This is a genomic window from Variovorax sp. 20P10.2.4, from assembly GCF_058244205.1.
On the sequence record NZ_JBZAYE010000184.1, the window covers coordinates 1 to 12,133 of the forward strand.

Consider the following 12,133-nt stretch of genomic DNA (forward strand, 5'->3'; position numbering starts at 1 on the left):
CAGCACATCGCCCAATGCGCTGCCGCTGGGCAGCGTGCGCAGCGTCGATACCGCGGCGGGCATGTCCCAGCTCGCGGGTTGGATGTGGACCCGTGCGCCTTCCGCGACCACGATGTCCCCGCCGAGCGAACGGATGCCGATCGTGCCGAAGCCGCGCTCGGCGTACAGCGTCTGCGGCAGGTGCAGCGGCTTGGCTGCGCCCGATGTACTTTCGCCCGTTGCCCCGCCCGCGAGCGCGGAGCCGCCCACCTGCACGTCACCGGTCGCAGTGAGGGTGAGCCGGGACGCATCGCCCCCCGCCCAGCCGCGCAGGTCCAGCGTGTCGAGCGCCGTGTTGTCGAACGCCGTCAGGCTGATGGCCCCGCCATTGCCCGCCTGCACCTTGCCCGCCTTGCCGCCCGACGTGACACCGGACAGCCAGCCGCCGCCGGACACGTCCAGCGCGGCGCCGGCGGCCACGTCCACGTTGCCGTACACCGTGCCGAGGCCCTCTTTCATCGGGGTCCCCAGTGCAATCGAGCCACCATGGATGGCGCGGCCCAGCGTGACGCCCCCAGCGGTGTCGTTGACCCACTGGCCCGCGACGCTCAGCAGGCTGTTCGCACCCAGGCGCAGCACGCTGTCCGCCTGGCCGCCGGCGCTCAGGGCAATGGAGCCACCCGGGGCGATGAGCTTGCCCTGAATGTCGAAGTTGCCGGGGATGCCCTGGCCGTCGTAGACCGCGGCCGTGAAGCGCGCCCCCGGCTGCAGATTCACCACCGCGTTGTCTTCCAGCACGAAGCCCGTGTTGAGGTTCAACTCGATGGCGCCCAGGCCTGAATGGCTCAGCCCCGCGGCGGACAGCCACGTGGTGCGGCCCACGCCCGCGCCGGCGCCGGGGGATTGCCCTTCTGGCTCGGTCAGGAAGGCGTCCCTGCCCAGCGGGCTGTCGATGGAGAAACCCGCCGGCAGCAGCGCGGGCCTGTCGCTGATGATGACCTGGCCCAAGGTCCACATGCCCTCTTGCGCCCGGTTGGAACCCACCGTGAGGCGGCCGGCCCGAGGCAGCTCGGACGCTTCCTGTACCCGGTCGCCGGGCTGCACCGAGCCCCTGAACTCACCCTCCAGGATGAAGGCGCTGCCGGCACGGATGTCGATCGAACCGGCATTCCGGCCTTCCTCGTAGCCCGGCTCCCAGCGCCGCCCCGACAACAGCGGATTGACATAGGTCTGCGTGACACCCCAGCGCGCATGCGTGTACTGGTACTGGCCCGCGATGCCCTCGTAGGTCATGTCCGCCGGCGCGGACGACATGGTGTAGCTGCGTCCGTCCACGCCTCGCAGCAGGGTTTCCGTGTTCCAGCCGTCGCTGTAACGCACCGAGCCGCCGGACACGTCCAGAATGGATCCCGGCCGCGTGATCACCGAGCCGTTGGATTGGATCGTGATGTCGCCGCCTCGCGCCGCCAGCTCGGACAAGCCGATCAGGCCGTTGCCCACCCAGCCCGTCACGTCCGCCAGCGGGGTGCCGACCCAGACACCCTTGACCGCCTTGCCGGACTCGTCGGTGACCCATTCGACCCCCGCCATCAGCCCCTTGAAGGTCCCCGACTTGCGTCGATCCACGACGACCTTCCGGCCGTACAGCCAGGTATTCGCTTGCAGGTGGGAGTCGCGCAGTTCGTTGATGCGCAGTTCGGCTTCGACGAAGTTGCTGGCCATGTCCACCGGCATCTGCATCAGTCCCGCGGTACTGACGGTGGCATGTTCACCGATGAGGATGCGGCTGCCGTCGCCCACCTGGGTGTTGCGCTGCAGGGCCGCAGGGTTGGCCTGGGCCTGGATGTCGATGTTGCCCGCAGCGGCGGTGACCTGGGCACGGGTCTGCACGTCGATCGTCTTGCCGTGGAGCTCGATGCGGCCGGGCTGGTAGCGGTTGGCCAGCGAGCCGCTTTCGATCCGGGTGGTGTCCTGCCAGTCGTTGACGACCTGCGTGATGCTGTCCGGCCCCAGGGTCAGCGTGCCGCCCGACCAGGCCGCCAGGTGCGAGACGTTGGCCGCCAGATTGATGTCGATGTTGTGAACGCCCTGGCCCCAGGCGTGCAGGCGGATGGAGCCGGTCCGGTTGTTCAGCGCGGTGCTGGCTTGCAGGATGCCGTTCTGGTTGATTTCGCGCGACACCATGGTGATGTCGCCGTGATCGGCCTGGACGATGCCGGTGTTGAGCACGCTGTAGCCGACCTGGGCCGCGCGCTGCTCCATCAGCGGCAGGATGTCGGACACGATGCGCCCGATGAGGTAGGGCTGGAAGGCGGGCGCTGTCTGCGGATTGATCAGGAACTTGGCCGGAAAGACCCAGGGCCGCACCGACGAGGCGACGGCATCGAAGCCGCGCACGGTGGGGCTGATTTCCCTGGCTTCCAGCCACACGTTCTCGCCGGCGCCCAGCAGCGTCTGGCCACTCGGTGTCCGGATGCTGCCCGCATTGCTGACCTTGGGTGCGAACATCAGCACGTGGCCACCCTGGCCCGTGATCTGCGCACCGGCCAGCACCTTGACGTCGCCTGGCGGCTTGCCCGGATCGAAGGCCGGGCCCATGTCTTCGAACAGGACGTTCGAATCGGTCGGCATCTGCTTGGGGTTCTCGCCGAAGGTGGGAATCCCGACGCCGACTTCCAGGCCGCTCCAGTAACCGGGGTCGCCCGCTTTCGCGCCCAGGCGCGTGTTGAGACCGGCTTTGAACTGTTCGTCGCTGAGTTTCAGGCTGGAGGCGACCAGGTTGCGCACGTTGACCTGGCTGCTGCCGGTGAACAGGATGCCGTTGCGATTGATGAGGTAGACGCTGCCCTCGGCCTCTATGCGGCCGGCGATCTGGCTGGGGCGGCCGCTGGGGTCGTTGATGCGGTTGAGCGCGATCCAATCGTTGACGCCGGTCTTGGCCTGGGTGCCGCCACGCTGGTCGAACTTCACCGTCGTGTTCTTGCCGACATTGAAGGTCTCCCAGTTCAGGATGGCCTTGTCGGCGGTCTGCTCGATGGTGACCGTGGTCCTGCCGTCCGCTGCTGCTTGAACGGGATTCCTGGCATTGAGCCAGCCGGCTGTCAGCGAATGGGTGTCGACCTTCAGGCCGCCTTCGGCCAGGCCGTCCGGCGGAGATTCGCCGCTGGCCAGCGCCTCGGCCCGCTTCTGTGCCTGCTGCGCCTGTTGCGCGGCGATCGTGCGCGCGGCCAGGTTCAGGTTGTTGATGGAAGCCTGCAACTGCTGGCTCGCCGCGGCCGATGGCTGCGTCGGGTTGATCAGGCTGGACGCCGGGGTGCCGTTCGGCAGTTTGCCCGTTGCGATCACGCCCGCCCGAGTCGCGCCCTTGTCGGCGAACCAGGCCGGACCGAACACCCGCTGGGCGTGCGCGCTGCCGAGGACCCCACCCGCGGCCAGCGCCACCGCGATGGCCCGCGCGACTGGCGCCATCCTGAAAACCTGCCGCGCCGCGCGTGTCGGTCGATTCTTCTCGTTGTACCCACTGATGGTCATTTCTGTTCCCGCCGAAGTAAGGACTGTGCCGAAGGGGCTGCTCGCGTCGCGCAGGCAAGCCGCATTCAAGAAGCCCCTGCGATGGCAATCAAGAGCCAACGCGACAGGAGCCGTCAGTTCCTTGACGGGACGGAAACGTCGAATTCCAGAAGAATATTTTTGGACTCGTTGCGGGCACGCGCTCGCCGCTGCGGCCTCCATCTGAAAAGTCCTTGCAGATCAACGGCGCGGACGCGCTGCACTTCGGCAAAGTCACGAAAGCTTCACAGTGGCTGCGCACGACAACCATGAGAAGCCTCGACAACATTCGACGTGGACCCGACGCGACATCGAGACAGGGTCACCACCCGCCCCCTGGGCCTGCCCCTAGCTCAGAACCAGCACACCGGCGGGGAGCGACCGGGCGTTCAAGCCGAAGGAACGCTGCATCTGGAGCAATGCCAGATCGAGACGGTCGAGCCTGAAGGTCGCGGTGACCGTTTTCCCCCGCAGCGAATCCACCATCAGGACCACACGCCCGGGGCGGTAGCGATTGATCTCATCCAGCACCGCAGACAAGGGGACCTGCTTGAACACGAGTTCACCGCGCCGCCAGGCAGAAGCCACCTTGGGGTCGACGGTGGCGATGCCGCTGATCGAGTGATCGCGGTAGACCGCTTGCTGGCGTGCGAGCAGCAGACGGTCGCCGGCCGGATGCTCGATGCGTACGCGCCCCGCCAGGCAGGTAACGCACACCCGTCCTTCCAGGCGGCTGATCTCGAAACGAGCCGATTCGGCAATGCTGCGGCCGGCGCCAGCCACGACGCTGAAGTCGCGCGCACTGGCCAGCATCTCGATCGCCGCTTCGCCGTTCAGCAATTCCAGCCCCACGGTCTGGCCGTCCGAGGTCAACCGGCGGACGCTGGTCCGGGTGTTCAAGGTCACGCCGATCTGATCGGACAACGCGATCGCACGCTGCTCACCGGCGACCGTGCGCCAGTCCGCATTCCATTCATTGGCCGCGGGCCACAACCCCAAGGGCGAATAGACCGCCACCCCCGCGACACCAGCCACGGCTGCCGCTCCAGCCGCGCCCAGGAAGGCCCGGCGGCTCGCCTCGGGCGTGCGCAGGGTTTCGCGGTGAAGTTTCGCCGCTTCGGCGTCGGTGCGCACCAGACCGTTCAGCGCGGGTTGAAGCACTCGCCACTGCTGCCGGGCCTCGATGAACGCCGCTTGATGCAAAGGACTTGCGTCACGCCAGCGCCGGAACGCCTGTGCCTCCCATTGCGTCGCGGCGCCCGAATGCAACTTGCGCACCCAGGCGCGCGCGTCTTCGCGCAGGGTCTCGGGCAGCTTCAGTGGTTGAGGGTGCGTCGTCATGATGGTCTCAGGGGGCCCGTACCTTGTAGACGGTTGCGGACGCCGCAATCCTCAAACTGTTTCTTCGTGCCGTCATGAGAACCCGCCGGATTTCGGTTCCAGTCGTGAGAACAGAAAATCCTGCGCCGCTTTCAGTTCGTACTCGACGGTCCGTACGGGAATACCGAGCCGCTTGGCCACGTCCCGCTGGGACCAGCCCTCCAGTCGAACCAGCAGCAGGATTTCGCGGCGGCGCGGCGGCAAGCGCGACAGAAGATCATCCAGCGCCTCCAGCTGCGAACGGGCTTCGGCCACCTCGGCGGGACCGGGCGCCGGGTCCGGCAGTTCGTTCATCAGCGCCTCGATGTCGTCGGACAGCAAGACCTGGCTCTGCGCGCGCCGCACATCGATGGCCAGGTTGACCGCCATGCGCAGCAGGTACGCCTGGGGCGTGGCAATGGGCCCCGGAATGGACTGGCTGCGCTGCAGCTTCAGCCAAGTCTCGTGCAAGGCGTCTTCCGCCAGTTCGGCATTCCCCAGCCGCAGGGCCAAGCGTTGCTTGAGCTGATCGTAGCGTTGAACCAGGAAGCTGCGCAGCAGCGGGATGACGTCCTCCGTCATGCGTCAGTGCACCGTGGCGCAGCGGGGTCCGGGCAATACGTCGTGCGGGAGGATGGCGAGCGTGAGCGGCAGAGCCAGGTCCGCTGGTGGTGGGCGGTCCATCTTCAGATTCGCCAATGCCGCGAGCATGGCCGCATCCCGCCCAGGATCCCCCGAAGACGAAACCAGGCTGGCCTGGCTGATGTGGCCCGACGCGGCCACCCGCAGTTGCAGGATCGAGCGGTAGTGGCCGGGGGCAGTGCGGAGATCGGCACACAATGCCTCCCAGACACGGGCCTGAACCAGGGCGTCGTACCGGCGTTGCGAACCGGCAGCCGATGCCGCCACAGGCGCCGCTGCGACACGCTTCAGTATGAAGGCACCGGAAAGCTGGGTGTCCACGTCATCCGCAATGAAGCCTGTGCCGGCCAGCAAGATCCGCAAGGCTGCATGCGACGTATAGCGCCCTCGCACCGGCGCGGAAGTTCGCCCGGCCACCCATTCGTCGATGAACATCACCGATCGCCCCGACACCGTGGCGTATTGCGCCAAGGCAGTCACCAATGGCTGCGCCGGCACATCGAAGTCCAGCATCTGCGATTCGGACGAAGCGCCAGTGGCGATATCCACCGACTGCGCGTCGGTGCCCGCGGCGACCGCCTTCGCTGTCGATATCCAGGCGATGCAGACGCAAACTGCGGTACACGTCAGGCCAGAGGCAACGGCTCGCACGAGCCTGTCGTCCTTGCCCCGGCCAGAGCCCCGTACGACAACTCGCCCACAACCACCATGCACGGAAGCCGACAAGGAAGAAGAGGATCGGATCGGCAAGCTTGTGGACGGCATTTCAACTACTGCAAGGATCACATTCGCGAATGACGGTCTCGTGACCGCCGGCATGGCAGCCCCCTCACCCATGCGTCCACCGCGCATGCAGCCAGCGCGCGAATCCATCGAGCTGATACCCCAGCGCCCCGATCGGCACGATCCAGTTGATGCCGATGGCCAGCCGGATGCCCGTGAGCAGGTGCGCGGCGATGCTCGGCAGGATCACGCGCAGCACGGTCTTGTGTCCGCACTGGCTGGAGCGCTATCGGTCGTCCTGATCTCCGGGAGCGCAGTTCAGCGGCCGGGAAAGCCTCGCCCTTGCCGGTCCGCATAATAGGGATCGATCATTCCCTATATACTCGCCGCCCATGTCCTCCTCCCCTTCGATCCAGGTCAACACCACGCGGGGCCGCGGCCGCCCACGCGAGTTCGACATGGACGAGGCGCTCGACAAGGCCGTGCTGGTCTTCCGCGAACGCGGCTACCACGGCACCTCGATCACCGACCTGACGTCCGCGATGGCGCTGACCTCGGGCAGCGTCTACAAGGCCTTCAAGGACAAGCGCGGCATCTTTCTCGCGGCCTTCGACCGCTACAAGGAGAGGCGCGATCCGCTGATCCGGGCCCAGGTCGAGCGCGGCGCCACGGGCCGCGAGCGGCTGCTCAACGTGCTCGGCTTCTTCGCGGGCTCGTCGCATGGCGTCGAGGGCGAGCGCGGCTGCCTGGTGGTCGGCACGGCCACCGAACTGGCCACGCTCGACGACGAGGTCGCGCAGCGCGTCAAGCGTTCGCTCGACCGGAACGAGGCCCTGCTCGAGGAACTGATCCGGCAGGGCAAGGACGACGGCTCCATCGCCACCGCCCTCGACGACAGGACCGCCGCGCGCCTCGTGCTGTGCGTGCTCCAGGGCATGCGCGTGGTCGGCACCACGGGCCGCAGCAAGAAGGAGATGTTGGCGGTCGCCGAGGCCGCGATGCACATCTTCGACTGACCTTCGGCTGATCTTTTTTTTGCCGATTTGGGACATGAACATTTCCTTATTTGGCACCCTCCTTTCTTCCACGCTCTCACGCTCCCCATGACGACCTCCACGAACACGGCGACGCCACGCGCCACCGCCGCGCAACCCCATGCCTGGCTGGTGCCGCTGGTGGCCACGGCCTGCGGCCTGGCCGCGGCGAACCTCTACTACGCGCAGCCGCTGGCCGGACTGATCAGCGCCGCGCTCGGGCTGTCGCCCGCCGCCACCGGCCTGATCGTCACGCTGACGCAGCTCGGCTACGGACTGGGCCTGCTGTTCATCGTCCCGCTCGGCGACCTGGTCGAAAACCGGCTGCTGGTGCTGGTCCTGCTGTGCATCGATGCGTTGTCGCTGCTGGCCACGGGCCTGTCCACGCATCCGCTGCCCTTCCTGGCGGCGGCGCTGTTCATCGGGCTCGGCACCGTGGCGGTCCAGGTGCTGGTGCCCTACGTCACCCACCTGGTGCCCGAGGCCCGGCGCGGGCGTGCCGTCGGCAGCGTGATGAGCGGGCTGATGCTGGGCATCATGGGGGCGCGACCGGCGGCGAGCTTCGTCGCACAGCTGTCGTCATGGCACATGGTGTTCATGCTGTCCTCGGCGCTGATGCTGGTGCTGGCCCTGGTCCTCGCGCTGGCGCTGCCGACGCGCACGCCGTCGCACCGGCTGCGCTATGGCGAGTTGCTCGCATCGATGGTGCGGCTCGCACGCACCACGCGGGTCCTGCAGCGGCGCGCGCTCTATCACGCCTTCCTGTTCGCGTCGTTCAGCCTGTTCTGGACCGTCACGCCGCTGCTGCTGGCGAGCAGCGCCTACGGGTTGTCGCAGGCGGAGATCGCCCTCTTCGCGCTGGTGGGCGTGGCGGGCGCCGTGGCCGCCCCATTGGTCGGCCGCGCCGCCGACCGCGGCTGGAGCCGCGGCGCGACCATCGGCGCCATGCTCGCGGTGGCGGGCAGTTTCCTGCTGGCCCACTTCACCCATGGCGGATCGCCGCTGTCGCTGGGCCTGCTGGTGGTCGCGGCGGTGGTGCTGGACTTCGGCGTGGCGGCCAACATGACCCTGGGGCAGCGCGCGATCTTCGGCCTCGGCGCCGAACTGCGCTCGCGGCTCAACGGGCTCTACATGGCCACCTTCTTCCTCGGTGGTGCGGTGGGGTCGGCACTCGGTGCCTGGGCCTATGCGAAGGGCGGATGGCCGCTGGCGTCGTGGATCGGGTTCGCGTTGCCGGCGATGGCGCTGGCGTGGTTCGCGACGGAATGAGCGCGACGGTCGAGGCCGTCACGCCCGAAGACCCGGCAGCGCGATCAACGCCCCGACGAGGAAAGCGCACGCAGCCAGCGTTCGCGCTCTTCGTCCTCCAGCGCCAGCAAGCTCTCGGGTGAACCGCCGCCGCCGACCACCTGCATGTCTTGCAGCTGCTTGCGCACCTCGGGCCTGGCAAGCACCTGGGCCACGGCTTCCTGCACGGTGCGATTGGACGCGGCATCCGAATTCGCCGGTGCCCAGAGGCTGAAGTGGTCGTACGTCGCGTAGCCGGCCAGGGGCGCGCTCGAGGCCAGCGTCGGCCACGGCACACCCTCGAAGCTTTGCGGGCGCGCCGGGTCGGCGGTGGTGCCGAGCACGCGCAACTGGCCGCGCCGTACCGCGACCGCCACGCCGTTCACGGGCGCGAACAGCAGGTCCACCGCATGCGCCTTCGTGATGACGTCCGAGTCGGGGTACATGCCCTTGAAGACCACGCGTTGCACATCGACGCCGCTCAGCGCGCGGAACTGGCCGAAGGCGAGATGGCCGGTCCAGCCGTCTTCGCCCGTGCCGATGCGCAGGCTGCCGGGGTGGGCCCGCGCGTAGGCGAGCAGGTCGTCCGTGTCGTGAATGCCCAGCGTGTCGGCCCGCGTGCTGTCGATGGCCAGCACCAGCGGCTGCGACGCCAGCAGCGTGACGGGACGAAGGGCCTGCATCAGCGCATCGATCGGCGGGCCCTGGTGCACGCCCTCGATCCCTCCGCGCGGCAGCCTCAGTGCCGCGAGCAGGACCTTCTCGTTGCCGCCCTCCGTCATCAGCCGGCGGTAGTCGGCCTCGGTGGCTTGCGGCACGTGATCGACCTGCACGCCACGTCCCAGCAGCCTGGGCAGGTGGCTCGCCAGCATCCCGGCATAGTGGCTGCTGCGGCCACCGGGTGGAAACGGCACGGTCACGTGCAGCGTGGGCTGCGGCACGGCGGCCAGCCATTGCCCCGCATCGTCGAGCAGGCCGTAGCGTATCTCCCATGCGCCGGCGGTGGACGCGTTGCGCACCAGGGCTTCGGCCACCCAATGACGGCCCATGCGGTGGAACTGCCGGATGATCGGCCGCGCGTCCTGCCACCCGGGCGGCCGCCAGTCCTGGGGGAACGCGCCCGCGACGACGGCATAGCCATGACGGAACGCTCGCGCCTCCTGGAACTGCGGCGCGATCGCCCATTGGCCCTGTGCGTTCCGGTAGCCCCATCGGCCGGTGTCCGCGTCCTTGGCCGGCCGCAGTGCGGCGTCGGTGTTGCTGCCGCGCAGTCGTTGCCAGCGGCACGCGCGCGGCGTGCTGGCGTTGCGCTGGCGATCGAGCCCGACGGCAGTGCAGAGCCGGATGCGCCGCTGGGCCGTCGCGTCGGGCAGCCCGCCGAAGATGAACGGGATCACCATCCTGCCTCGCGCGTCGATGAGGCCCGAGCCGGTGGAGCCGGGTGTCGGCATCTGCCGCTGGTAGTCCATCCATTGCGCCGTGGCGATGTCACGCGGCGGCGGCGGCGTACGCCACTGCCCCGCGGCATCGCGCAAGCCGGGCTGTGCGTAGACCGTGTCCACCTGCAGGTCGGAAGCCGCTGGCCTGGATTCGTCGGGCATCAGGTAGGAAAGAGCGGCGGGGGAGTCGATGGACGTCGTGTCCTTGCCATCGCAACGCACGGGCGGCACGGCCCACTGCCCTTGCGCATCGATGCGCCCGATGCCCACGGTGGTCCGTTGACCGCCGCCAGGCTTCTGCTCCACCAGCCATACCTTGAACGCGGGCTGGAGCGCGGTGTCGATGCCGATGATGCCAATGCGCTCCAGCCACGCGACCTGCCAGCGGCCATCGCAGAAGCTGCGCGCCGTCGGTGACAGGAAAAGCACTCGCCCATCGAGGGCGTCGAACAGCGCGGGCGCGCGCTCGCTGTTCCTGCCCGGATTCAGGCTCAGCCAACGCGCCTTTTCGATCAGGTCCGGGGCGATGCCGATGGTGAAAGCGAAGATGTCTTCCCAGGGCGGCGCCGATGCATTCACCGGCCGCAATTGCCAGGTTGGCTGCATCGGCACAGCGCCCGGGTCGGCCTGCAGATCCTGGTAGGTCGGCGGCGCCGCGTTGGCCGAACCGAGGGCGATGCAAAGCCACAGCAGGATTGCGAAGAGAGGCAGGCGCTCGCGGTTGCACATCGCTTCATCCATGTCGCCGCTCCGGAGTGAATTCAATCCATCGGAATCGTCGAAGCCTCGGGGAGATCAGGCCCAGTTCTCGACCGACAGACCTTCGACGCGGCTGAACTCGCGCTCGTTGTTGGTGACCAGGACCCACGCTTCGGCACGCGCATGGGCGGCGATCCATAGATCGTTGTTGCCGATCGGCCGGCCCTTGCGCTCGAGGTCGCTGCGAATCTCGCCATAGTGCTGCCCGACCGCCTCCGTCAGCGGCATGACCTGGATGACGCTCTGCAGTTGGTGCAATGCGGCCAGGGCCTTCGAACGGGCCTGGCTTTTTTCCGCCCCATGCTGAAGCTCGCCGAGCGTGATGACCGACATGGCCAGCGCGTCGGCGGGCAGTTGCTCGAAACGCGCTCGCACCTTGGCCGGGTTGTGCTTGGCGATGTAGATGCAGATGTTGGTGTCGAGCAGGTAGCGGATCGCCATTAGAACCCGTCCCGTTCCTGGGGAGGGGCATCGCCGCGGCCGTCCGCCATGAAGTCCGCGGGCATTTCGGCGAGTGCGTCGAATATGGCCGCCGCGCTGGCCGGCAGCTCTCGCAGGACGACTTCGTTGCCGCGGCGAAAAATCTCCACCTGGTCGGAGGCGAATCGAAATTCCCTCGGCAGGCGGACCGCCTGGCTGTTGCCTGACTGGAAGACACGGGCATGGGTCATGGGCCCTCCTTTGTATATACAAAAAGTATATACATCGTAAGCCTCCGAGTCAACGATCCTGGTCGGGCACGCAAAGCCCCTCACCCATGCGTCCACCGCGCATGCAGCCACCGCGCCAACCCATCGAGCAGATACCCCATCGCCCCGATCAGCACGATCACCGCCATCAGCTCCGAATACGCGAGCCGGTCGCGCGTGTCGAGGATGAAGTACCCGAGCCCGGCCGACACACCGAGCATCTCCGCCGGCACCAGCACGATCCAGATGATGCCGATGGCCAGCCGCACGCCCGTGAGCAGGTGCGCGGTGATGCCCGGCAGGATCACGCGCAGCACGGTCTCGCGACGCGTGGCCGACAGGCTGCGCGCGAGCGTGAGCCAGTGCGGGTCGAGTTGCGCCACGCCGGCCGCGGTGTTGAGCAGGATCGGCCACACGGCCGCGAAGGCCAGCAGGAAATACACCGGCAGGTCGCCCACGCCGAGCACCATCACGGCGATCGGCATCCACGACAGCGGCGAGATCATGCGCAGAAACTGGAACACCGGCGTGCTGGCCTGCGCGAAGCCGCGCCACAGCCCGGTGAGCACGCCCAGCGGCACGCCGAACACGATCGCCAGTGCGAGGCCGATGGCCACGCGCTGCAGGCTCAGCAGCGCGTGCTGCCAGATGTCGGGACCGGCGACGAGACGCA

At 68.0% G+C, this 12,133-nt stretch carries 11 protein-coding genes; 2 read left to right on the forward strand and 9 right to left on the reverse strand.

Annotated features, from left to right (window positions below; all coding sequences use genetic code 11):
• From AC27VN_RS18385 to AC27VN_RS18405, 5 genes are all read right to left on the reverse strand, one after another.
• A partial coding sequence (locus AC27VN_RS18385) for a two-partner secretion domain-containing protein (RefSeq protein ID WP_490877450.1) occupies positions 1-3,510 on the reverse strand: 3,510 nt, incomplete at its 3' end.
• Between the two features lie 366 nt (positions 3,511-3,876).
• Positions 3,877-4,869: a FecR family protein gene (locus tag AC27VN_RS18390; RefSeq protein ID WP_490877451.1), complete on the reverse strand. Its 993-nt coding sequence runs from the start codon at positions 4,867-4,869 to the stop codon at positions 3,877-3,879.
• 72 nt (positions 4,870-4,941) lie between these two features.
• A complete protein-coding gene (locus AC27VN_RS18395; protein WP_208512871.1) occupies positions 4,942-5,469 on the reverse strand; it encodes an RNA polymerase sigma factor in 528 nt (175 codons plus the stop codon).
• Between the two features lie 3 nt (positions 5,470-5,472).
• Entirely contained in the window at positions 5,473-6,180 is a 708-nt protein-coding gene (locus tag AC27VN_RS18400; protein WP_490877452.1) for an STN domain-containing protein, read from the reverse strand.
• Positions 6,181-6,358: 178 nt separating this feature from the next.
• On the reverse strand, positions 6,359-6,511 hold the full coding sequence (locus AC27VN_RS18405; RefSeq protein ID WP_490877453.1) for a hypothetical protein: 153 nt from the start codon (positions 6,509-6,511) through the stop codon (positions 6,359-6,361).
• A gap of 133 nt (positions 6,512-6,644) precedes the next feature.
• On the opposite strand from AC27VN_RS18405, the gene AC27VN_RS18410 reads away from it, so the two are divergent.
• Both AC27VN_RS18410 and AC27VN_RS18415 read left to right on the forward strand, forming a co-directional pair.
• A complete protein-coding gene (locus AC27VN_RS18410) occupies positions 6,645-7,268 on the forward strand; it encodes a TetR/AcrR family transcriptional regulator (protein WP_490877454.1) in 624 nt (207 codons plus the stop codon).
• Positions 7,269-7,355: 87 nt separating this feature from the next.
• Positions 7,356-8,555 carry an MFS transporter gene (locus AC27VN_RS18415; protein ID WP_490877455.1) on the forward strand — a complete coding sequence of 400 codons (1,200 nt, stop codon included), beginning with the start codon at positions 7,356-7,358 and terminating at the stop codon, positions 8,553-8,555.
• Positions 8,556-8,599: 44 nt separating this feature from the next.
• On the opposite strand, the gene AC27VN_RS18420 is transcribed toward AC27VN_RS18415, so the two are convergent.
• The 4 genes from AC27VN_RS18420 to AC27VN_RS18435 all read right to left on the reverse strand — a co-directional run.
• Positions 8,600-10,753, reverse strand: coding sequence for a tripartite tricarboxylate transporter substrate-binding protein (locus AC27VN_RS18420; RefSeq protein WP_490877456.1), 2,154 nt, complete (start codon positions 10,751-10,753; stop codon positions 8,600-8,602).
• A gap of 54 nt (positions 10,754-10,807) precedes the next feature.
• A complete protein-coding gene (gene vapC, locus AC27VN_RS18425; RefSeq protein WP_490877457.1) occupies positions 10,808-11,212 on the reverse strand; it encodes a type II toxin-antitoxin system tRNA(fMet)-specific endonuclease VapC in 405 nt (134 codons plus the stop codon).
• On the reverse strand, positions 11,212-11,442 hold the full coding sequence (locus AC27VN_RS18430; protein WP_398498843.1) for an antitoxin: 231 nt from the start codon (positions 11,440-11,442) through the stop codon (positions 11,212-11,214). Before AC27VN_RS18430 ends, vapC begins: the two co-directional genes overlap by 1 nt.
• Positions 11,443-11,522: 80 nt before the next feature.
• The coding region (locus AC27VN_RS18435; protein WP_490877458.1) for an ABC transporter permease at positions 11,523-12,133 on the reverse strand (611 nt) is incomplete at its 5' end.

Excerpts from the sequence above, each read along its gene's own strand:
- AC27VN_RS18430 (WP_398498843.1), bottom strand. The coding sequence starts at position 11,442 with ATGACCCATGCCCGTGTCTTCCAGTCAGGCAACAGCCAGGCGGTCCGC.
- AC27VN_RS18410 (WP_490877454.1), top strand. The coding sequence starts at position 6,645 with ATGTCCTCCTCCCCTTCGATCCAGGTCAACACCACGCGGGGCCGCGGC.
- AC27VN_RS18420 (WP_490877456.1), bottom strand. The coding sequence starts at position 10,753 with ATGGATGAAGCGATGTGCAACCGCGAGCGCCTGCCTCTCTTCGCAATC.
- AC27VN_RS18395 (WP_208512871.1), bottom strand. The coding sequence starts at position 5,469 with ATGACGGAGGACGTCATCCCGCTGCTGCGCAGCTTCCTGGTTCAACGC.
- AC27VN_RS18390 (WP_490877451.1), bottom strand. The coding sequence starts at position 4,869 with ATGACGACGCACCCTCAACCACTGAAGCTGCCCGAGACCCTGCGCGAA.
- vapC (WP_490877457.1), bottom strand. The coding sequence starts at position 11,212 with ATGGCGATCCGCTACCTGCTCGACACCAACATCTGCATCTACATCGCC.
- AC27VN_RS18415 (WP_490877455.1), top strand. The coding sequence starts at position 7,356 with ATGACGACCTCCACGAACACGGCGACGCCACGCGCCACCGCCGCGCAA.